Source organism: Leifsonia sp. NPDC056824 (genome assembly GCF_042789575.1).
GTDB lineage: Bacteria > Actinomycetota > Actinomycetes > Actinomycetales > Microbacteriaceae > Leifsonia.
This window is the reverse complement of record NZ_JBHUAV010000001.1, coordinates 754,820-776,485: the sequence shown is the minus strand read 5'-3', so window position 1 is coordinate 776,485 and position 21,666 is coordinate 754,820. Positions and strand designations below refer to the sequence as shown.

Sequence of the window (21,666 nt, the reverse complement as noted above, 5' to 3'; positions counted from 1 at the left end):
GGCGGATACGATGGAGCGGTGACTGAGCCCACCGCATCCTCGTCGTCCTCCTACGCCGCCGCCGGCGTCGACACCGCCGCCGGCGACCGCGCCGTCGAGCTGATGAAGGCCGCGGTCGCGCGCACGCAGGGCCCGCAGGTGCTGGGCGGGGTCGGCGGCTTCGCGGGCATGTTCGACGTATCGGCGCTGAAGGTCTACCGTCGCCCGCTGCTCGCGACCTCCACCGACGGCGTCGGCACCAAGGTGGCCATCGCGCAGGCGCTCGACAAGCACGACACCATCGGCCAGGACCTGGTCGGGATGGTCGTGGACGACATCGTTGTGGTGGGCGCTCGTCCCCTGTTCATGACCGACTACATCGCGTGCGGCAAGGTCGTCCCCGAGCGGATCGCGTCGATCGTGGCCGGGATCGCCCGCGCCTGCGAGGCGACCGGCACGGCGCTGGTCGGCGGCGAGACCGCCGAGCACCCCGGGCTGCTCGGCCCGGACGACTACGACGTCGCGGGTGCCGCTGTCGGCGCGGTGGAGGCCGAGGAGCTGCTGGGCGCCGAGCGCGTCCGCGACGGCGACGTGGTGCTGGCGCTGGCGTCGTCCGGCATCCACTCGAACGGCTTCTCGCTCGTGCGGCACATCCTCGCGCAGCGCGGCATCGCCTTCACCGACCGGCTGGACGAGTTCGGCGGCACCGTGGGCGAGGCCCTCCTGGAGCCGACGCGCCTCTACACGTCGCCGCTGCTGCGCGTGCTCGAGAGCCCGTCGTTCGCCGGAGCCGTCCACTCGCTCAGCCACGTCACCGGCGGCGGCATCGCCGCGAACCTGGCCCGCGTCCTCCCGATGGGCTCGTGGGTTGAGGTCGACCGCTCGACCTGGTCGCCCCTCCCGGTGTTCCGCGTGCTGAGCGACCTGGCCGGCAGCACCCTGGAGTCGTCGGAGGGCACCTGGAACCTCGGCATCGGGATGTTCGCCATCGTCGCCCCGGAGGCCGCCGACGCGATCACGGCGGCGCTCACCGCCGACGGCATCCCCACCTGGCGGTCCGGCGTGGTCTCCACGGCCGCCCGCGACCTGGCCGGCTTCGAGCAGGGCGCCAAGGGCGTCGACGGCGGCGCCGTCCGCCTCACCGGCACCTACGCCTCCTGACCCCGCCCCCTCCCGCAGCTAACGGAGGACTTCGCCCCCAAGAGCAGGCCGATCTCCTCCGCTGACCGCCATCCGGCCACTCCAGCCGCGTGATCTCCTCCGTTAGCGACAGCGCAAAACGTGACCCGTTCGTGGACGCGCGGGCGGCTGCGGCCTCCCGCTAGAGTGGCCGCTGTGACCCCCCATGCCAGCCTCCGCTTGGTGTGCGCGCTGGGGGTGGCGCTCGTCGCCGTGGCACTCGCGGGGGCGCCGGCGTTCGCGAGCCCGACACCGACTCCCACACCGACCCCGACGGTCGCGTCCGACGCGCTCACTCCGCTCGTCGACTGCGTGCAGGATGCCCCGCTCGGCGCCGTCACCTCGCGCACCGTGGTCCTCGGCTACCGGTCGTCGGCCTCCGCCCCGGTCACCGTGACCCCCGGCTCCGGCGACGACCTCTCGCCGGGCGCTGCCGACCGCGGGCAGCCGTCGACCTTCCTCCCGGGCGAGCACCACGGCGCGTGGCTGCTGACCGTGGATGCCGCGGCCGAGCCGTCGCTGACCTGGACGCTGGGCAGCCGCTCGCTCGTCATCGACTCCACCGCGCCTGCGTGCACCGACGCCACCGCGCTCGTGCTCAGCGCGCCGACGGCATCCTCCGGCACCGTCTCCGTGTCCGCGACCGTCACCCGGTTCCTGCTCGGGGCGCCGGAGGTCGGTACCGTCGCGTTCTCCGTCGACGGGGTGGCCACGACCGCGCCCGTCGGCCCTGGCGGCGTCGCCCGCGCCGACCTGACCGCCCCGGCCGGCGCGCACACGATCACCGCGACCTTCACGCCCGCGAGCGGGTCCACCCTCCGCCCGGCGACGGCCACCGCGGCGGTGACCGTCACCGCGCCCTCCGGCGCCCTCACGGTCGCGGCCGACAGCGTCGTCACGGGCAGCAAGTCCGTCACCGTCCACGTCACACGCACGGGCGCCTCCGCCCCGGTCACCGTCGACTTCGCGACGGTCGACGGCACGGCCCACGCCGGACCCGACTACGTCGCCGCGTCCGGCACCCTCGCGCTCGCAGCCGGCCAGGCGGCCGCGACCGCCACTCTGAGTCTGCCCGTCCGCGCGGCCGGCTCGCCGGCCTCCGTGTTCTTCGTGGTCCTGCAGCACGCGACCGCGGACGTCAGCGGCGCCGTCGCGATGGTGTCGCTGCCGGCGGTCCCGGCCGCGGCCCCGGCGTCGGTCGCCGCAGGAGGCACGGGAGGCGGCGGTGCGGCGACCGCTGCGTCCGCGCTCCCGCAGGGCGACCCGACCGCGCACACACCGATCGCGAGCGCGCCCGTCGGCCAGGACCTCCTGCTCCTGCTCGGTGCCGGCCTGATCACGATCGGCGGCTTCGCGGGCGTCATCGGCCTGGTCCGGTCGGTGCGCACCCGCGACGCGTTCTGACGCCGGCCCATGACAAACGTCACCCCGAATCCCTGACGCGCCCCCTGCGCGGCCCCGCCGCCCACCCGGCACTCTGGGATGGTGAACACCTCACCAGCAATCCGCCTCAGCGGCCTCCGCAAGACCTTCGGGTCGCTCACCGCCGTGGACGGCGTCGACCTCACCGTGCGGGCCGGGGAGGTCATCGCCCTCCTCGGTCCGAACGGCGCGGGCAAGTCCACCACCATCGACCTCGCGCTCGGCCTCGCACGCCCGACCGCCGGCACCGCCGAGCTGTTCGGCGGCGACCCGCGCGCGGCGATCCGGGAGGGGAGGGTCGGCGCGATGCTGCAGGGCGGCGCGCTGCTGCCCACCCTCACCGTCGCCGAGTCCGTGGCGCTCGTCGCGTCGGCGCACCGGCATCCGCTCAGCGTCGCCGAAGCCCTCGAGCGCGCCCGCTGCACCGAGATCGCCAAGCAGCGCGTCGCCAAGCTGTCCGGCGGCCAGATGCAGCGCGCACGGTTCGCCGTCGCCGTGGTGTCGAACCCGGACTTGCTGTTCCTGGATGAGCCGACCGCGGCGATGGATGTGGAGGCCCGGCGCACCTTCTGGCTCTCGATGCGGGAGTTCACCGACCAGGGCCGCACCGTCGTCTTCGCGACGCACTACCTCGACGAGGCCGACGCCTACGCCGACCGGATCGTGATGCTCGCCCGCGGCCGGGTGGTCGCCGACGGCACTCCCGCCGAGGTGAAGGCCGTCGTGTCCGGACGCCGGATCGCCGCCACCGCCGGCTTCGCCTGGACCCCGGAGGTCGCCGCCGAGCTGGGTGCCCTCCCCGGAGTCCGCACGGTCGACCAGCGCAACGGCCGCCTCTCGATCGTCAGCGACGATTCCGACGCCACGCTCCGCGCCCTCCTCGCCGCGCACGACGACCTCCACGACATCGAGGTCACCGCGCACACGATGGACGACGCGTTCCTCGCCCTCACCGAGTCGCGGGACGACGCGACCGCGCCGACCCCGTAACACCTCTCCGAAGGAGCCCTCCGATGAGCATCGCCTACCTGGGCCGCGAGTCCCTGCGCCAGCTCAAGAACATGCGCGCCATGATCTTCACCCTCGCCGTCCCGCTCGTCATGCTGCTGGCCTTCGGCGGCACGTTCGGAGGCCGCGGGCAGGTCGACGCCGTCACCCACCTCCCGTGGATCGTCGTCACCACCATCCAGGTCTCCGCGTACGGCGGCATGATGGCCGCGCTGTCCCAGGCGTTCAACATCGTCACCGAGCGCTCGCTCGGCTGGAACCGCCAGCTCCGGGTCACCCCGCTGACCGGCACCGGATACCTGATCTCCAAGCTGGTCGCGGCCCTGGCGCTCGCGCTGCTCAGCATCGTGATCATCGTCACGGTCTCGATCGGGCTCTACCACCCGGACCTCCCGGCGATGAGCTGGATGCTCGCCTGCCTGGCGATCTGGGCCGGCGTCGTGCCGTTCGCCCTGTTGGGCATCCTGATCGGCCAGTTCGCCAAGCCGGAGTTCGCGCAGCCGCTGTTCATGGCCGTGTTCATGGGGATGGCTGTGCTGGGCGGTCTGTGGATCCCGCTGCAGATCTTCCCCGCCTGGGTCGCGAACGTCGCGCAGGCTGTGCCGTCGTACTGGCTGAACCGGGTCGGGCAGCTCGGCGCGCTGCAGAGCGGCGACGCCCTCACGCCTGCACTCGTGCTGACCGCGTGGACGCTCGCCCTCGGCGCGCTGATCGTGTGGCGCTACCGGCGCGACGCAGCGCGCGGCTGACCCGCGGGCGACGGCTGGCTAGGGTTAGGGACGTGTTCAGCAGCGAGGTCGAGGAGTACCGGCCCACCGGCGTGTGGGCGCGGCTGACGCACCGCTCCGCCTTCCGCTGGTACCCCGGCGCGGTGATCGGCCTGCTGTACCAGATCTCCGTGATCGTGAGCCTGTGGACGTCGTCCGGCGCCCTGAGCACCAAGATCGTCGCGACCGCGCTGCTCACGCTCGTCTACGTCGGCTTCCTCGCCCTCCCGCCCATCCTGTGGTGGGAGAGCGAGCGCACGCGGCTGAACGGCGTGCTGGCGTACTTCGCGCTGACGCTGACGCTGCTCCCGTTCATCGGCATCGACACGCTCTGGACCTGGGTCTACGTGGCGTGCGTCGCCGGGATGTCGATCGCGCGCACCTGGGTCGCGAACACGATCATCGGCGCCCTCGGGGCCGTGCAGGTCATCGTGTTCCTGCTCTCCGGCACGTTCGCGGACGCCTGGTTCATCGCCCTCATCACCGTCTCGATCGGCATCATGATGAGCGCGTTCGCCCGCCAGATCGACACCCTCCGCCGGCTGCGGAACGCGCAGGGCGAGATCGCCAGGCTCGCGGTGGTGGACGAGCGCGCCCGGTTCTCGCGCGACATGCACGACGTCCTCGGCCACTCGCTGACCGTGGTGACGGTGAAGTCGGAGCTCGCACGCCGGCTGATCCCGGTGGACCCGCGTCGCGCGGAGGACGAGCTCGCCGACATCGAGCGTCTGACCCGCTCGGCCCTCGCCGACCTGCGCGCCGCCGTCGCCGGTTACCGCGAGATGAGCCTGTCCACGGAGCTCGCGGCGGCCCAGGCCGGACTGGCGGCCGCCGACATCCAGGCGCACCTCCCCCGCAACGGCGAGGACGTCGCGCCCGAGCTGCGCGAGCTGTTCGGCTGGGTGCTGCGGGAGGGCGTCACGAACGTGATCCGGCACTCCGGCTCCCGCAACTGCTGGGTGACGGTGGAGCCGGACGCCCTGCGTATCGAGGACGACGGCCGCGGGCCGGCCCCGTTCGCGGAGCGGCGCGAGCTCGTGCGGGGCTCCGGGATCGCCGGGCTGACCGACCGGGCGCGGGAGTTCGGCGCCGCAGTGACGGTGGAGGCCGGACCACGCGGCGGGACGCTGCTGACCGTGAGGAGGCTGACCGCGTGACCATCCGCCTGCTGCTCGCCGACGACCAGGCCCTCGTCCGCGGCGCCCTCGCTGCCCTCCTCGACCTCGAGACCGACCTGGAGGTCGTCGCGCAGGTCGGCCGCGGCGACGAGGTGCTCGACGCTGCGCGCTCCGCTGCCGCCGACGTCGCGTTGCTCGACGTGGAGATGCCGGGGGTCGACGGCATCCAGGTCGCCGCGCTGCTCGCGCGCGATCTGCCGTCGTGCCGCTCATTGATCGTGACGACGTTCGGCCGGCCGGGCTACCTGCGACGCGCGATGGAGGCCGGGGCCGCGGGGTTCATCGTGAAGGACACGCCCTCCGGCCAGCTCGCGGACGCCGTCCGCCGCGTCGCCTCCGGGCTGCGCGTCGTCGACCCCGCGCTGGCCGCCGAATCACTGGCGTCCGGAGCTTCGCCGCTGACGGTGCGGGAGGCCGAGGTGCTCGCGGTCGCAGGCCAGGGCGGGACGATCACCGACATCGCGCGCCGCCTCCACCTCAGCGACGGGACCGTGCGCAACCACCTGTCGAGCGCGATCGGCAAGACGGGCGCGCGCAACCGCTCCGAGGCGGTCGCGATCGCGACGCGGCAAGGGTGGCTCTGAGCGCGCGAGGGTGCGTTCGAAGGATCGTCAGCGGTTCACGCCGCCCGCTCGGGTGATCGCGGGGATGACGCTGGCGCGCTCAGGCGCGCTTCGGCGTCTCGGACTCGCTGTCCTCGTACTCGTCCTCGTCGGCGTCGTCGTACCCTGGGGTGTCGTCGTCACCATCCGGGTTGTAGTCCGCCCACGCGTCGTAGTTGTGCTCGTCGTCGTGGTGGGAATGTCCGGTGAGCTCACGCTCGAGCGCGTCGTAGTTGACGTTCGGGCTGAACGACTTCAACTGACGAGCGATCTTGGTGTGCTTTGCCTTTTGACGGCCGCGCCCCATGCGTGACCCCCTTTTGGTCCTGCCCGGGGAATGGCACCCGGGGATCCAGTAGAAACAGTGAAAACTAGCATCGAGTTTAGCATGGTGACCCTCGGGGACCCCGAGTTCCCGCACAGCGTCGGATGATGGAATGAGCGCGTGATCAGTGGCATGACCGACACCCAGGTGGTGATCGTCGGCGCCGGGCAGGCCGGGCTCGCGGTCGCGTACTACCTGCGCCGGTTCGAGCTGGTTCCCGGCCAGGATTTCGTGATCCTCGACCGCGGCCCCGGCACCGGCGGCGCCTGGCAGCACCGGTGGGACGCGCTGCGCCTCGGGAGCGCCCATCATGTGAACGACCTCCCAGGGATGGCGGAGCTGGGTCTCAGCTTCGAGACCGCGGACCGCGCCCTCCCGGCCAAGGACATCGTCGCCGGCTACTACCGCCGCTACGAGGAGCACTACGGCCTCCAGGTGCAGCGTCCGGTGACCGTCTCGCGGGTGTTCGACCGCGGTGCGGACCTGGTCGTCGCGCACGACCGCGGTGAGACGCGCACCCGGGTCGTGGTCAACGCGTCGGGCACCTGGGGTGCGCCGTTCATCCCCTGGTACGCAGGGATGAACGACTTCGCCGGCCGTCACCTGCACACGTCGTCGTACGTCTCGGCGGAGGAGCTCGCCGGGAAGTCGGTCGTGGTGGTCGGCGGCGGCACGAGCGCGATCGGCTTCCTGCTGGAGCTGGAGGGCGTCGCCGAGAGCCTGACCTGGGCGACCCGCCGCCCTGTGGACTTCCGCAACGAGTCGGAGCTGACGATCGAGGGTGGTGTGGCCGCGGTCTCCGCCCAGGACGCGGCGGCCCGCGCCGGCCAGGCGCTGCCCAGCATCGTGAGCGGAACGGGTGTGCCGCGTACGCGCCGCGTCGCGGCCGGGATCGACCGTGGGCTGCTCGTGGAGCGGGAGATGTTCTCCCGCATCGAGCCCGACGGCGTCGTCTGGGCGGACGGTTCGACGACGAAGGCGGACGCGATCATCTGGGCGACCGGTTTCCGCCCGGAGCTCAGGCACCTCTCACCCCTGAAGCTGCGCGAGAAGTCGGGCGGCCTCACGGTGGCGTCCGGCGCGTCCTGGCAGGATTCGCGGATCTTCCTCGCCGGTTACGGCCCGCAGGCGAGCACGATCGGCGCGAACCGCGCCGGCCGCGTGATCGCCCGCCAGATCATGGCGCAGATCTAGGCCTCAGATTCGTGCCGAATGTGGCTTATCGCCGCGGCAAACGCTACATTCGGCACGAATCTGCAGGGTGTCAGACCTCGAGGTCGCGGGGCGTGCCCGCGAAACGGAGGCCGCTGACGCGGATGCTGCCTGCGCCGGGGGTGGGGCGCACGTCGAGCGATCCCGTCTGCGCGTCGGCACGGAGGCCGAGGCGGGCCGAGAGGACCGCGACCGCCGCGGCCGCGGACCAGGCCTGCGGGCGGCAGGCGGCGGGGTAGGGGATCGGTGCGCTGGTCTGCTCGGCGGAGTCGCCCGAGTGCAGTTCGGGCATCCGGTAGCCGAAGCCGTCCGCCGCGGCCAGCAGGCCGTCGGCGAGGAGGTCGGCCTCGGCCGCGTGGCCGTCGCGCGACAGCCCCACGATCGCGATCGCGGTGTCGTGCGCCCACACGGAGCCGCCGTGGTAGCTGAGCGGCCAGTAGCCGTCCGCGTCGGTCGACATGGTGCGGAGGCCGTAGCCGGAGCACAGCTCGGGCGACGCCAGCCGGCGCGCGATCACGGTCGACTGCTCCGGGGTGAGGATGCCGGTGCCGAGCAGGTGGCCGATGTTGCTCGTGACGGTGTCGACCTTGCGCTTGGCGGCGTCGAGCGCGACGGCGGGGTAGGCGCCGGCCGGGTCGTCGATCCAGAACGCCTCGGCGAAGCGGGTCTTGAGCTGCGCGGCCCAGTCTCGCCACTCGTCCGCGCCCTCCAGGCCGAACGCCTCGAGCAGTTCGGCCCCGCCGACCGCGGCTTCGTAGGCGTAGCCCTGGACCTCGCACAGCGCGATCGGGCCGTCCGCGAGAGTGCCGTCCTTCCACTGGATGGAATCGCCGGAGTCCTTCCAGCCCTGGTTGGCCAGGCCGTGACCGGTGGTGTCGACGTACTCCAGGAAGCCGTCGCCATCGCTGTCGCCGTGGTCGCGCATCCAGGCGAGCGCCGCCTGCGTCGCGGGGAGCAGCTCGCGCACCTCGTCGTCGGGCAGGCCCCACTTCCACGCGTCGTGGAGCAGGCCGATCCAGAGCGCGGTCGCGTCGACGGTGCCGTAGTAGAGCGGTGGCAGCACGACGCCCTCACCCGGGATGGTGAGCGCGGCCGGCCGCAGCTCGTGCATGATCTTGCCGGGCTGCTCGGCGGTCTCGCCGACGGTCTCCGTGCCCTGGAAGTGCGCCAGCACGCGGAGCGTGGAGGCGGCGATGTCGGTGCCGAGCGGCAGCAGCAGGCGCGCGGCCCAGATGGAGTCGCGGCCGAACAGCGTGAAGAACCACGGGGCGCCGGCGGCGAGGAAGGTGTCGTCCGGCCGCGCTGTGGTGGACATCCGCAGCGACTGGAGGTCGGCGAGCGCCCGGTCGAGCCAGGACGCGAGGCGGGAGTCGCCGGTGCTGGCGCGGAAGGCGGCCCACTCGGCCGAAGGGGCGGCGCCGGCGACGACGGCGGTCGGGTCGTCCACGTCGATGGTCCAGTCGAGCGTCACGGACCCGTGGGCCGGCACCTCGACGTCCCAGGCGAGCGCCGCGTCCTGGCCGTCGACCACGACGCGCGCGCCGGGCGCGATCAGCCGTGCGGTCACGGGTCCCGAGCGGAAGACGACGCCCTCCGCGACGGAATCGGCCGAAACGGCGTGCTCCGCACCCGTCAGCCCGGCCTTGACGATCTGCATGGGGGTGAAGTCGCCACGGACCGAGACCTCGACGGTCGTCGCGATCGGGGTGCGGAGGGCGTTACGCAGCACGATCCGCTCCCGCAGGCTCCCCGCCACGACCGTGCGCGTGCGCTCCAGGCGGACGCGCGGGTCGGCCGTGGCATCGTCGATCCGGCGGGCGAGCGCGGTGAAGACGGCGCTCGCGGCGTCGGGGCCGGCTGTGGCGATGTGCTCGGGCAGGTCGCCGCCGACGGTCAGGAGGATGCGGTCGAGCACCCGGAGGTCCGAGTGGTAGAACCCGTGGATCCCGCCGCCGTCGACGGTGCCGTCCGCGGCGGACCAGGCTTGGCTGGGCGCGGTCAGCACCACGACACTGTCGTGCAGCAGGGGTTGGAGCGGCTGGGTCATCGGGGCGTTCGCGCCTCCTCGATCGGGGATGGGGATGGGGATGTAGACGTGGTGGGGGATGCGGCGAAGGGTGTGGATGCCGGGAGCACCCTGGGCTCGATGCGCGTCTCGGTCACGCCGCGCCGCCCATCGGCGTCCGTGCCCTGCACGCGCCAGACGGCCGCGCCCTCCCGTTCGGAGACGACGTCGACCAGGGTCCAGCCTTGGTAGACGAGGCCGGTGCCCTCCTCGAGCGCGTACCCGCCGGAAAGCTCGCCGGAGGCGACCGCCGCGTGATGGGCCGGCCGGCGGCGCGGGTCGGAGTCATAGTGCACCGCGAGCGACCCCGGCACCAGGCCGAGCCCGTCGGGCAGCGCGCAGATGTCCGGGCCGCGGGAGGCCGTCGTCCCGCCCTCGTGCCAGCACAGCGCACCGGCCGAGCCGCCCGCCAGCACGACGCCGCGCTGCCAGGCCTCGGTCAGGACCGCGTCGAGCCCGTGCGCGCGCCAGACGGCCAGCAGGTTGAGCAGGCTCCCGCCGCTGACCCACACCACGTCCTGGGCGAGGATGTGCTCGCGCAGGTCCGGGATGTTGGGGTGCGGGAAGAACCGGACGTGACTCGCTTCGACGCCCGCAGCGCGCGCGGCCTCCAGCTCGCCGCCCTCGACGTGCCGCTGGTCGCCGCCTGCGGTGTTGATGTGGGCCACTTTGGGCCGCCGTCCGACGACCTGCGCCAGCTCGATCGCGTACTGGAGGAGGGGGCCGTAGTGGGAGTCCGTCCAGTCTCCGGCGACGAGGCCTCCGCAGGTGGCCAGGATGGTCGGTGCGCTGGCTGTCACTCCTTCACCGCTCCGTCGCTGGAGTTCATGATGCGGCGCTGGAAGATGAAGAACAGCACGGCGACCGGGATGGTCATGATCGCCGCGGCGGCGAGCTTGATCGGGTACTGGCTGCCCTGGCTGAGCTGTCCGCTCGCCAGACCCGCAACGCCCTTGGTCAGCGTGGTGAGGGCCGGGTCCTGGGTCGACACGATGAAGTGCGCGAGCTCGTTCCACGACCCCTGGAAGGACAGGATGATGATCGTGATGAGCGCGGGACGCGCCATCGGCAGAACGATCGACCAGAACACCCGGAAGGTGCCGGCGCCGTCGATGCGCGCCTGCTCCTCGACGCTCGCCGGGATCGACTCGAAGAAGCCCTTCATGATGAAGACGCCGGCCGCGTCGGTGAGCAGCGGCAGGATCATGCCGGTGTACGAGTCGTACATGCCGAGCTGGTTGATCACGAGGAACTTCGGGATGAGCAGCACGACCATCGGCACCGACATGACCGCGACCAGCCCGGCGAACACGAACCCGCGGCCGCGGAAGTGCAGCCGTGCGAGGGCGTACCCGGCGAGCGAGTTGAAGAACACCCGGCCGAGGGTCACGACGACGGTGACGATCGCCGAGTTCATGAACCAGAGCGGGAAGTCCGAATTGAGGAACAGCTTGGTGTACGCCGCCGTGGTCCACACCTGGGGGATCAGCGAGACCGGGTTGGCCGACGCGTCCGCGTCGGTCTTGAACGAGGTCGCGATCTGGATGAGGAACGGCATGATGTACACGACCGCGAGGACGACGAGGATCGCGTAGCTGACGGACGTGGCGGCGATGGTGCCGGTCGTGCGGCGCCGGCGCACCGGCCGCGGAGCGGAGGCGCCAGGCGACGTCGCGGTGACCGGCGAGACGGTGGACGTGGTGGCGGTCATGCCTGGCCTCCCTTCAGGCCGGAGCCGGGCGAGTTGTTCGGCGCGGTCGCCGCGATGACCATCGCGTCGTACGGCCGCATGCGCCGCTTGGACACCTTCCGCTCACGCAGCACCCAGCGCTGGAAGATCGTGAACAGCACGATGATGATGAACAGGATGAACGCGATCGCGGCGCCCTGGCCCCACTCCTGGTTGGTGAACGAGGTCTGGTACGACAGGTAGGCCGGGGTGAGCGTGGTCTTGCTCGGCGCGCCCTTGCTGCCGGTGTAGATCTGGTCGAAGACCTGCCAGCAGCCGATCAGGCCGAGGGTGAGGACGGTGAAGAGCGTGGGGCGGAGCTGCGGGAGCGTGATCCGCCAGAACCGCTGCCAGCCGTTGGCGCCGTCCATCATGGCGGCCTCGGTGATGTCGCCGCCGAGGTTCTGCAGGGCCGCGATGAAGAGCAGCATGAAGGTGCCGCTCGTGGTGAACACGGCCATGATCATGTAGGCCGTCATCGCAACGGACGGCCCGCCCAGCCAGTCCCACCAGGAGACGCCGAGCAGCGTGTTCTGGGTGAGGGCGGCGGGGCCGGTGGTGACGCCGAACAGCCCGAGGAAGTTGTGGATGATGCCGCTCGGGTCGTTGAACCAGTTCGGTCCGTTGACGCCGAACCAGGAGAGCACCTTGTTCACCGCGCCCGTCGTGCTGAACAGGAACAGCCACAGCACGGTGATGGCGACGGAGCTGGTCACCGACGGGAAGTAGAAGGCGGTGCGGAAGAAGCCGCGCCCGCGGAGGATGGCCCGGTTGACGAGCACCGCGAGGAAGAGCGCGACGGCCGTCTGGATCGGGACGACGAGGACGACGTACCAGGCGTTGTTCTTCAGCGCCGTGCCGAAGTCCGACTCGGCGAGGCCGCCGCCGGCCAGCAGCGTCGAGTAGTTCTTGAGCCCGACGAAGTTCACGTCGGACGCGAAGGGGCTGCCGCGCCCTCCCCAGTCGGAGAAGCTGACCCACAGCGCCATGAGCACCGGGATGACGAGGAACACGCCGAGCAGCAGGATGACCGGGGCGGTGAACAACCACCCCGAGGCGGCCTCGCCGCGCCGGATTCCGGAACGGCGAGACCGACTCGTGGCTTGCGACATGGTGTCTGCGATCCTTACTTCAGCGCTTCGAGGTTCTTCTGCGTGGCGTCGAGGATCGTCTTCGGGTCGCTCGTGGCCAGCGTCTCCAGCTTGCTGTTGAGGTCGGTCACGACGTCGGCCGCGCCCTTCGCGGTCGGCACGCCCTTGGCGTAGTCGGCGGCGTTGAGGAACGGCACCAGGTCGGGGTTGGCCGACTTCCACTCGCTCGCGGCGGACTTGATCGACGGCATCGGGCCGAACGCCTGAGAGAAGGCGAGCTGGTCGCTCTTGCTGGTCAGCTTCTCGACGAGCTTGAGCGCGGCGGCCTGGTTGGGGCTGTCGGCGGCGATGCCCCAGCAGTTGGTGAACTGGAGGGTGCCCTGACCGGCAGGGCCGGCCGGGAGCTCGGCGACCTTGTACTTGATGTTCGGGTAGTCCGACTTCATGGCGCCGGTGATCCAGTTGCCCTCGATGGTCATCGCGGCCATTCCCTTGCCGAACGCCTCGCCGCCCCAGCCCGCGCCGAGGTTCTTGGCGTACTTGAGGTCGCCCGCGTTGAGCATCGTCTTGACGAAGTCGAGCGCCTTGACGTTGGCGTCGCTGTTCGCGGTCGCCTTCGTGCTGTCGTCGTTCATCAGGTTGCCGCCTGCCTGCACCATGAAGGAGCCGATGCGAGCGTACTCACCCGAGATGCCGAGGCCGACGTGGCCGTTGCCGGTGAGCTTCTTGGCGACCGCCTGGAGCTGGTCCCAGGTCTTGGGGATGTCGCTGTCCGTGAGGCCGGCGGCGCTCCACATGTCCTTGTTGATGATGAGCTGGAGCGTGGAGAAGTCCTTCGGCGCGCAGTAGAACTTGCCGTTGTAGGTGAAGGACTTGACCAGGCTCGGGTAGAAGTCGCCCTTGTTGCCGAGCTGGTCGCCGTACGCGAGCAGCGAGCCGTTGGAGGCGTAGCCGGCGAGCGCGTCGGTCGAGAGGTAGAACACATCCGCCGGCTTCTTCGCCGCGAAGCCCTGCGAGAGCTGCTGGTTGAGGTCGGCCGCGGCCACGACGCTGGCCTTGGTGCCGGAGCTCTTCGACCAGTCGCCGACGGCGGACTTGACCGCGGCCGTCTCGGCGTCGCCGGACGAGCCGATCATGACCGTCAGCGCCTTGCTCGACGAGGTCAGCTTGCCGGTGTCGCTGCTGCCGCTGCCGCTGCCGCCGAAGCCGGAGCCGCAGGCCGTGAGGGCGAGTGCGGCCGCGGCGGCGACGGCGCCGCCCGCGAGCCAGCGGGATGTGATTCTTCGCATGTGTTTCTCTCCTTGGTGTGAGTGTGCCCGAACGGTCGGGCTCACGCGGTGTGGGTCGCCGAAGTGGTGGATGGTTCGCGTCGGACGCGGACCTGTGGAGGACATCGCGGAGGGAGCGCTGGGATCGCCCGCTGCTCTGCGCGCATCCGACCTCCTGTGGTCTTTGTTCCGGGGGACTCCTCTTTGATCGATCAAATTCGATGATGCTACAGTGCATTTTGAACGATCAAACGGGGACGCTGTCACCATAGTCACGGCCTTCGGGACGTGTCAAGCGGGGGCAGCGGGCCAGCGCGAACGCGCACCGGTAAGGTCTGTGACAGCGTCCCGGGCCGTCCCGGGAACGCGTCGGGAAGGAACAGCATGGGCGCACAGCCGACGGTCAGCGATGTCGCCGACGCCGCGGGCGTCTCGCGGCAGACCGTCTCGAACGTGCTGAACACCCCCGCGATCGTGCGCCCGGAGACCCGCGAGCGCGTCGAGGAGGCCATCCGCGCGCTCGGCTACCGGCCGCACGCCTCCGCGCGCCGGCTCCGCACGCAGAAGAGTTCCACCATCGGCATCCGGCTCGACCCGATGACCAGGGACGGCATCTCGGGCAGCGTGCTCGACCGCTTCCTGCACGCCCTCACCGAGCAGGCCGACCGCAAGGGCCTGCGCGTCCTGCTGTTCACCGCGGACGGCCCGGAGGACGAGATCGAGCAATTCCGACGGCTCTCCGACGGCGCGGACGTGGACGCGTTCGTGCTGACCTCCACTTTCCACGGCGACCCGCGCACGGAGTGGCTGATCGAGCACGGCCAGTCCTTCGTCACGTTCGGCCGCCCCTGGGGCATCGACGACATGACCGACCCGCTGCACCTGTGGGTGGACGTGGACGGCCGCGCGGGGCTGCGGGAAGCGACCGACCACTTCCTCGCGCGTGGCCTCCGCCGGATCGGCTACCTGGGCTGGCCGGCGGGCTCCGGCACCGGCGACGACCGCCGCGCGGGCTGGCTCGAGGCGATGCGGGACGCGCAGGTCGTCGACGACGCGACCCTCGCGACGCTGGAGGAGGCCTCGGAGGACGGCGTGACCTTCGGCGCGGAGGCCATGCGGACACTCGCCGCCCGCGCCGACGTGGAGGCCGTCGTCTGCGCCTCCGACTCGCTTGCCCTCGGCGCCCTGACCGCGACCCGGGGTCGCATCCCCGTGATCGGCTACGACGACACCCCCGTCGCCGCGTCGCTCGGCTTCTCCAGCGTGCGCCAGCCGCTGGAGGAGGTGGCCGCCGGCGTGCTCGAACTGCTGACCGGCGCCCACGGCGGCCGCGTGCGCTCCAGCGTCGACGACCCGCGGCACCGCCTGGTGACCCCCGAGCTCGTCGTGCGCGACGGCGGCACCCTCCTCGCCCCCCGCTGACCGCGCCCAAACCCCGCCCACATCCGCCGAGGGGCACGTAAACGCCCCTAAAACCGTTTTTTAGGGGCGTTTACGTGCCCTTCGACGGAACCTCGCCGCCGAAACGTGGGCGTAACCCGCGGCGGCGACAATGGACGCATGACTCCACAAGAGCCGAACGTCTCCGCGCCACAAGCGCAGAACCCGGACTTCCCCCCGCGCATCCCCGTCACCGTCTCCATCACCCGCCGCGTCGACCCCGACCGCCTCCCCGAGGTGACCCACTGGGTCCAGGCGGGCGTCAACCTCGCCAACGGCTACGAGGGCTTCCTCGGCTCCGGCTGGGTGCGCGCCAACGCCCACTCGCACGAGTGGCACATGCTGTACCGCTTCGCCGACGCCGCATCTCTGGAGGTCTGGGAGGCCTCCGACGAGCGCGCCGAGTGGCTGTATGCGGGCCGCGAGCTGGTCGAGGTGTCCCGTGTGGAACGCCGCACCGGCATCGAGGGCTGGTTCGACGAGCCGGAGCCCGGAGCGCCCGCCGCCCCGCCGCGCTGGAAGCAGGCCGTCACGATCTGGCTCGGGTTCTTCCCGCTCTCGCTGGTCTTCACCTACGTCACGTTCTATCTGGTGCCCGGCTGGCACCAGCTCTGGCCGCTGGCCACGGTCCTCATCACGACCCTTCTGCTGACGCCGACCATGACGTACTTCCTGCTCCCCTTCGTCACCCGCCTCCTGCACCCCTGGCTCGCCCGCCCGCGCCGCTGACCCCCCTCGCCATCCGTTCCGGAGTTGTGTACGCCGCACCCCGGCGTGTCGCGTACACAACTCCGGAACGGATGGCGCGGGGGTGGGGGATGTCCCTGAGGTGACCCTGAGATTCGTGGCGGGCGCTTGCGCTCGGTCAACTCGCGATATATCGTGAATACGTCAACATCGCGATATATCGCGAGTCACCGAAGCAAGGAGTACAAGAGCATGGCGCAGGAGAAGTGGCTCATCCAGCCCGGCGAGAGCCGCACGATCGACGTGGAGCTGGTCCGCTCCCTCAAGGTCGGGATGCTGGGCGGCCAGATCGACATCATCGGCCACGACGAGCCGGGAGCCCGCGTGGAGGTCCACTCGGTGTCCGGCCGCGACCTCAAGGTCAGCATCGACGAGGACCGCCTGGAGATCGACCACCCGCAGCTGCGGTGGGACAACTTCATCGACGTCTTCAAGTCGATGCGGTCCAGCGCCCGCGCCGACGTCAGCGTGCTGGTGCCCAGGGATGTCGCGCTCAAGTTCGGCGTGGTCTCCGCCGGAGCCCTCATCTCGGGCCTGAAGACCGACGCCCGGCTGAGCACCGTCTCCGGGGATGTCGTCATCGACGGCCTCGAAGGCGCCCTCGAGCTCAACTCCGTCAGCGGCGAGCTCTCGGCCCGCGGCCACACCGGGCGCATCAGCGCTCACACGGTGTCGGGGGACATCACCGCCACCGGGACGATCCCGCGCTTCAGCGCCGACGGCGTCTCGGCCGACATCATGGTGGACCTCTCCGGCACCCCGGACGAGGTCCAGATCAACACCGTCTCCGGCGACACGACCATCCGCATCCCGGAGGCCCTCGGCGCCCGTTACCGCGCCAACACCGTCTCCGGCCGGGTCCAGCTCGACAACGTGATGGTCGTCGGCTCGGCGGGAAAGGGGTACACCGCGACCACCGGAAGCCTCGACGGCTACTGGGTCGACATCACGGTCAACTCGGTGTCCGGCGCCGTCTCGGTGCTCCGCAGCTCCGCAGCTCAGGAGGAGGCGTCGGCGTGACCCCCGTCTTCGCCCACGGCAACCTCCGCCTCTACCTGCTGAGCCTCCTGGCGGAGTCGCCCCGCCACGGCTACGAGCTCATCCAGGCGCTGAGCGACCGCTTCGGCGGCACCTACGTGCCGAGCGCCGGCACCATCTACCCCCGGCTGGCGAAGCTGGAGGAGGAGGGGCTGGTCACCAAGACGACCGACGGCCGCAAGACCGTCTACGCGATCACCGACGCCGGCCGCGCAGAGCTCGCCGCCCGCGAGCACGAGCTGGACGCCATCGAGGACGAGGTCACCGACTCCGTCCGCCGGCTCGCCGACGAGGTCCGCGCCGGCGTGAACGACGCCATGCGCACCCTGCGCGCGGAGCTGGCCTCGGCGGCGCGGGAGGCCAAGCGCGACGCGACGCGGGTCGACCCGCGGCAGGAGGCGCGCGAGGCGGGCCGCGACGCCCGCTCGGCCGCCAATGCCGCGGCGCGGGAGGCGGAGGTCGCGATCAACGAGTTCCGCCAGCAGCTCCGCACGGACTTGCGCTCGCAGGCCGCCCGCGGCGCACTCCCGGAGAACGTCGTGCCCCTCCTCAAGGAGGAGCTGACCCGCGTGCGGCGCGCGATCGTCGAGGCGATCGGCCGCGGCTGAACCGCCCGGTGAGAGCGGTATTTCGGAAAGAACTCCAGAAAGTCCCAGCTCATGCTCATCTCGCTCCCAGTGAGGCCGATGACGAGCCGACTCCCGCGAGAATCCGCGGCAACGGATGCTCCGCGGGGTGCCGACCCAGTGTTTGCGGAATCGCCTTCCGGCGCTGACGCGACGCGCCGATTTGACAGCGTTTTGGCAGCGAGTATTCTCGTCCCTCGTGACAAATGAGGGGAGATCCCCGAAGCGGTGGCTGATCGGCGACCCGCTTCCGAGCGAAAAACTCGAAGGACAGCTACTCCCGAAGCACCTCGCGCTCCCGATCTTCGCGTCAGACGCACTCTCCAGCGTCGCCTACGCTCCGCAGGAACTCCTGATGATCCTGCTGCTCGGCGGCCTGTCGTTCCTGACCTTCGCCCCCTGGGTCGCCGCGGCCGTCGTCGTCCTGATGATCACGGTGGTGCTCAGCTACCGCCAGCTCGTCAAGGCCTACCCCTCGGGAGGCGGCGACTACGAGGTCGCGCACAAGAACCTCGGTGAGAAGGCCGGCCTGGTGGTGGCCTCCGCCCTCCTGGTCGACTACGTGCTGACCGTCGCCGTGTCGGTCGCCTCCGGCGTCGACAACGTGATCTCGGCGCTGCCGTTCCTCGCATCGTGGCGGGTGGAGCTCGCCGTGGTCTGCGTGATCATCCTCGTCGCGGTCAACCTCCGCGGCGTGCGGGAGTCGAGCAAGGCGTTCGCGCTCCCCACCTACATCTTCATCGGCAGCATCTTCGTGATGGTCGTCACGGCGCTGGTCCGCACCGCGTTCGGCCACGCGCCGGTCGCCGAGTCGGCCGGCTACTCCGTGCACACCAGCAGCATCACGCAGGCCGCTGTGGTCCTTCTGCTGTTGCGCGCGTTCTCCAGCGGCTGTTCCGCGCTGACCGGCGTGGAGGCCGTCGCCAACGGCGTGCCCGCCTTCCGCACGCCCAAGATCCGCAACGCCCGCACCACGCTCGCGCTGATGGGCGGCATCGCGATCGTCCTGTTCGCGGGCCTCACGGTCACGGCGCTGATCAGCGGCGTGCACTATGCGGAGAACCCGTGCGACCTCCAGGGCTGGGCGCAGTGCGCGACCTCCCCGCAGCGCTCGCTCATCGCGCAGATCGCCGCGGCGACGTTCGGCAACAACACCTTCTTCTTCTTCATCGTGCAGGCCGCCACGGCGGTCGTGCTGCTGCTCGCCGCGAACACGGCGTTCAACGGCTTCCCGCTGCTCGGCTCGGTGCTCGCCCGCGACTCGTACGCCCCGAAGGCGCTCAACACCCGCGGCGACCGCCTGGTCTACTCGAACGGCATGATCCTGCTGGCGCTCGCCGCGACGGTCCTGCTGCTCGTGTACCAGGCGAACCTGACCCAGCTCATCCAGCTCTACATCATCGGTGTGTTCGTGTCGTTCACGCTCGGTCAGTCCGGGATGGTGAAGCACTGGGTCACGATGCTGCGCGGCAGCGGCAAGGACGGCGCGGCGGTGCTGAGCCAGCGCGAGCGCAGCAGCATCGTCCGCTCGCTCTGCATCAACGCGTTCGGCGCGACGCTGACCTTCGTCGTGCTCATCGTGGTCACCATCACGAAGTTCACGCACGGCGCGTACCTCGTGTTCATCTTCATGCCGATCCTCTGGTTCCTGATGCTCGGCGTGAACCGGTACTACCGGGACGTCGAGAAGGAGATCGAGGTCGACCCGGTCACGACCTTCGGCAGCGTCGGCGACCACGCCGTGGTGCTGATCGGCAAGATGCAGAAGCCGGCCCTGAAGGCGCTGGACTACGCGATCGCCGCGCGGCACGACTCGATCGAGGCCGTGCACGTCTCCATCGAGGAGGAGGCGACGCAGAAGCTGCAGCGGCAGTGGATCGAGCAGAACATCCATGTCCCGCTCACCGTCATCGAGTCGCCGTACCGCGATTTCGGCGTCCCGGTGATGAAGTACCTGAAGCACCGCCGCGAGGAGCACGGCTCCGAGGTCGTGACGGTCTACCTGCCGCAGTACATCGTCGGCCACTGGTGGGAGTCGCTGCTGCACAACCACCGTGCCCGCCGGCTGAGCAAGCAGCTCATGCTCTGCCACGGCGTCACCGTGGCGCTCGTGCCATGGCTGCTCGACTCGTCCTCGCTGATCTACGGCCGCCGGTCGCGCCCGCTGCCCGGTCAGGACCGTCGCGGCGAGCCGGTGCGCCCGGTCGCGCGGCGTCCGCTGGCGCCGGCGTCGGCGGCGCGTGCGCGCATCCACATCCACAACACGCCGATCACGCTCGGGGAGCAGAGCGAGTTCGCGGCGCCGGGAGAGCTTGCGGTGCCGCCGGTGGCGGCCGAGGAGCGGACGGCGCAGGACGAGCAGCCAGCGGTGCCGGCCAGGACGAAGCGGTAGCGCGCCCTACAACCGCAGCGCGGGCCCGTGGCCCGGCAGCACCCAGCGCGCGTCGCACAGGCTGAGCCGTCGCGCGCTCGCCTCCGCCCCGGCGGCGTCGTGGTGGAAGAACGTCGGAAGCCGTTGGAGCTCCCCCGCGTCGGCGAGCAGGGCGTGCCCGGTCACGAGCGCGTCGCCCGTGATCAGCACCTCGGCGTCCGGCTCGAAGAAGCACGCGTGCCCGGTGGTGTGGCCGGGCGTGGGCACGACCTCCAGGCGGTGGCCGGTCGACAGCTCGATCGCCTCGCCTACGATGGCCTGCGCGGACGGGACGCCGACGTCGCCGAGGCCGCCCGCGCGGATGGCCGCGACGGCCCAGGGGATGGTGCCGCGGCGGAGAGCGACAGGCAGCAGGTCGGCGACGGTGACCTGCTCTGTGATCTCGCGGCGGACGTTCGGCAGCTCGCTCTCGGCGGCCAGCACCTCCACCCCGGAGCCCTCGCTGAAGTCGCGCGCCGCGCCCAGGTGGTCGGAGTGCCCGTGCGTGACGATGATGCGCCTGAGCGCCGACGCGTCCAGCCCGGTCGAGCGGATCGACTCCTCGACCAGCGGACGGTCGGCCGGGTAGCCGCAGTCCACCAGCTCGACGTGGCTGCGCCCGTGGAAGACGGTCCAGTTGGAGGCGGGGCCCTCGACGAAGAGGATGCCGGGGGCGACAGCGGTCAGGGAACGGAGCTCACGCACATCCACGACAGTATCGCGCAGCGCTTGACCTTGACGTAACGTCAACCTCTACCGTTGTTTCTGCACCCCACGAGAGGAGACAGACATGGTGGAGGCGACCGTGGACTGGAGCATCCAGGACATCGCGCGCATCGCCGGCACGACGAGCAGGACGCTGCGTCACTACGACGAGCTGGGCCTGCTCCGGCCGAGCCGGGTCGCCGCGAACGGTTACCGACATTACGACCGCGACTCCCTCGTGCGGCTGCAGCGCATCCTGCTGCTGCGGGACCTCGGGCTCGGCCTCCCGGCCATCGCCCGCGTGCTCGACGACAGACGGGATGCGGTGCCCGCCCTGCGCGACCACCTGACGTGGCTGCGCAGCGAGCGGGAACGGCTGGCGCGGCAGATCGCGTCGGTCGAGTCGACGATCCACGCTGTGGAGGAAGGAGGGGAGATCGTGGCTGAGGAGATGTTCGACGGCTTCGACCACACCCAGTACAAGGAGGAGGTCGAGGAGCGCTGGGGGAAGGACGCGTACGCGTCGTCCGACCGCTGGTGGCGCGGGATGACCGCCGAGGAGCGTGCGGGCTGGCAGCAGCGGCAGAAGGCGCTCGCCGCCGACTGGACGGCCGCCGCGGCGCGCGGGGTCGACCCCGCGTCGGAGGAGGCGCAGTCGCTCGCCCGCCGGCACGCGGACTGGCTGGCCGACATCCCGGGCACGCCCGGCTACGGCACGGGCGCGCCACCCGCGGCGTACCTGACGGGCCTCGGCGACATGTACGTCGCCGACCCCCGCTTCGCCGCCAACTACGGCGGCGAGGAGGGCGCCACCTTCGTGCGCGACGCCCTCCGCATCTACGCCGCCGCCCACCTCGCCTAACCCAGCCATCAAT

20 protein-coding genes are annotated in these 21,666 nt (G+C 71.1%); 13 read left to right on the top strand and 7 right to left on the bottom strand.

Annotation, left to right across the window (positions count from 1 at the left end; all coding sequences use genetic code 11):
* Positions 1-18: 18 nt before the first annotated feature.
* From purM to ACFRFH_RS03790, 6 genes are all read left to right on the top strand, one after another.
* A complete protein-coding gene (purM, locus tag ACFRFH_RS03815; RefSeq protein ID WP_382461681.1) occupies positions 19-1,140 on the top strand; it encodes a phosphoribosylformylglycinamidine cyclo-ligase in 1,122 nt (373 codons plus the stop codon).
* Positions 1,141-1,314: 174 nt separating this feature from the next.
* Positions 1,315-2,562 (top strand): Calx-beta domain-containing protein, encoded by a 1,248-nt coding sequence (locus tag ACFRFH_RS03810; protein ID WP_382461680.1) that lies wholly within the window; start codon positions 1,315-1,317, stop codon positions 2,560-2,562.
* A gap of 81 nt (positions 2,563-2,643) precedes the next feature.
* A complete protein-coding gene (locus tag ACFRFH_RS03805; protein ID WP_382461679.1) occupies positions 2,644-3,570 on the top strand; it encodes an ABC transporter ATP-binding protein in 927 nt (308 codons plus the stop codon).
* 23 nt (positions 3,571-3,593) lie between these two features.
* Complete coding sequence (locus ACFRFH_RS03800) at positions 3,594-4,337, top strand: ABC transporter permease (protein ID WP_382461678.1); 744 nt, start codon at positions 3,594-3,596, stop codon at positions 4,335-4,337.
* 32 nt (positions 4,338-4,369) lie between these two features.
* Complete coding sequence (locus tag ACFRFH_RS03795; protein WP_382461677.1) at positions 4,370-5,512, top strand: sensor histidine kinase; 1,143 nt, start codon at positions 4,370-4,372, stop codon at positions 5,510-5,512.
* A complete protein-coding gene (locus ACFRFH_RS03790; RefSeq protein WP_382461676.1) occupies positions 5,509-6,117 on the top strand; it encodes a response regulator in 609 nt (202 codons plus the stop codon). The genes ACFRFH_RS03795 and ACFRFH_RS03790 overlap by 4 nt, the downstream gene beginning before the upstream one ends.
* Before the next feature lie 79 nt (positions 6,118-6,196).
* Here ACFRFH_RS03790 and ACFRFH_RS03785 read toward each other — a convergent pair whose 3' ends face one another.
* Positions 6,197-6,442, bottom strand: coding sequence for a DUF3073 domain-containing protein (locus ACFRFH_RS03785; protein WP_382458072.1), 246 nt, complete (start codon positions 6,440-6,442; stop codon positions 6,197-6,199).
* A gap of 150 nt (positions 6,443-6,592) precedes the next feature.
* Between ACFRFH_RS03785 and ACFRFH_RS03780 the strand changes: the two genes are divergently transcribed.
* Complete coding sequence (locus ACFRFH_RS03780; protein ID WP_382461675.1) at positions 6,593-7,654, top strand: NAD(P)-binding domain-containing protein; 1,062 nt, start codon at positions 6,593-6,595, stop codon at positions 7,652-7,654.
* 70 nt (positions 7,655-7,724) lie between these two features.
* Here ACFRFH_RS03780 and ACFRFH_RS03775 read toward each other — a convergent pair whose 3' ends face one another.
* The 5 genes from ACFRFH_RS03775 to ACFRFH_RS03755 are packed head-to-tail and all read right to left on the bottom strand — an operon-like array spanning position 7,725 to position 13,846.
* Entirely contained in the window at positions 7,725-9,719 is a 1,995-nt protein-coding gene (locus ACFRFH_RS03775; RefSeq protein WP_382461674.1) for a glycogen debranching N-terminal domain-containing protein, read from the bottom strand.
* Positions 9,716-10,537, bottom strand: coding sequence for a Type 1 glutamine amidotransferase-like domain-containing protein (locus ACFRFH_RS03770; RefSeq protein WP_382461673.1), 822 nt, complete (start codon positions 10,535-10,537; stop codon positions 9,716-9,718). Before ACFRFH_RS03770 ends, ACFRFH_RS03775 begins: the two co-directional genes overlap by 4 nt.
* Complete coding sequence (locus ACFRFH_RS03765; protein WP_382461672.1) at positions 10,534-11,448, bottom strand: carbohydrate ABC transporter permease; 915 nt, start codon at positions 11,446-11,448, stop codon at positions 10,534-10,536. The genes ACFRFH_RS03770 and ACFRFH_RS03765 overlap by 4 nt, the downstream gene beginning before the upstream one ends.
* On the bottom strand, positions 11,445-12,578 hold the full coding sequence (locus ACFRFH_RS03760; protein WP_382461671.1) for a carbohydrate ABC transporter permease: 1,134 nt from the start codon (positions 12,576-12,578) through the stop codon (positions 11,445-11,447). Before ACFRFH_RS03760 ends, ACFRFH_RS03765 begins: the two co-directional genes overlap by 4 nt.
* Positions 12,579-12,592: 14 nt before the next feature.
* Entirely contained in the window at positions 12,593-13,846 is a 1,254-nt protein-coding gene (locus ACFRFH_RS03755) for an extracellular solute-binding protein (protein ID WP_382461670.1), read from the bottom strand.
* Positions 13,847-14,209: 363 nt separating this feature from the next.
* Here ACFRFH_RS03755 and ACFRFH_RS03750 point away from each other — a divergent pair, with 363 nt between their 5' ends.
* The 5 genes from ACFRFH_RS03750 (at position 14,210) to ACFRFH_RS03730 (ending at position 20,068) form a co-directional block, all read left to right on the top strand.
* Positions 14,210-15,247: a LacI family DNA-binding transcriptional regulator gene (locus ACFRFH_RS03750; protein WP_382461669.1), complete on the top strand. Its 1,038-nt coding sequence runs from the start codon at positions 14,210-14,212 to the stop codon at positions 15,245-15,247.
* Between the two features lie 138 nt (positions 15,248-15,385).
* Positions 15,386-15,994 (top strand): antibiotic biosynthesis monooxygenase, encoded by a 609-nt coding sequence (locus ACFRFH_RS03745; protein ID WP_382461668.1) that lies wholly within the window; start codon positions 15,386-15,388, stop codon positions 15,992-15,994.
* A gap of 210 nt (positions 15,995-16,204) precedes the next feature.
* Positions 16,205-17,032, top strand: coding sequence for a DUF4097 domain-containing protein (locus tag ACFRFH_RS03740; RefSeq protein ID WP_382461667.1), 828 nt, complete (start codon positions 16,205-16,207; stop codon positions 17,030-17,032).
* Positions 17,029-17,658: a PadR family transcriptional regulator gene (locus tag ACFRFH_RS03735; RefSeq protein WP_382461666.1), complete on the top strand. Its 630-nt coding sequence runs from the start codon at positions 17,029-17,031 to the stop codon at positions 17,656-17,658. The genes ACFRFH_RS03740 and ACFRFH_RS03735 overlap by 4 nt, the downstream gene beginning before the upstream one ends.
* A gap of 250 nt (positions 17,659-17,908) precedes the next feature.
* Positions 17,909-20,068: an APC family permease gene (locus ACFRFH_RS03730; protein ID WP_382462724.1), complete on the top strand. Its 2,160-nt coding sequence runs from the start codon at positions 17,909-17,911 to the stop codon at positions 20,066-20,068.
* Positions 20,069-20,074: 6 nt separating this feature from the next.
* Here the strand turns inward: ACFRFH_RS03730 and ACFRFH_RS03725 are convergent, their stop codons facing one another.
* Positions 20,075-20,791 (bottom strand): MBL fold metallo-hydrolase, encoded by a 717-nt coding sequence (locus ACFRFH_RS03725; protein WP_382461665.1) that lies wholly within the window; start codon positions 20,789-20,791, stop codon positions 20,075-20,077.
* A gap of 100 nt (positions 20,792-20,891) precedes the next feature.
* Between ACFRFH_RS03725 and ACFRFH_RS03720 the strand changes: the two genes are divergently transcribed.
* A complete protein-coding gene (locus ACFRFH_RS03720; protein ID WP_382462723.1) occupies positions 20,892-21,653 on the top strand; it encodes a MerR family transcriptional regulator in 762 nt (253 codons plus the stop codon).
* Positions 21,654-21,666 lie beyond the last annotated feature (13 nt).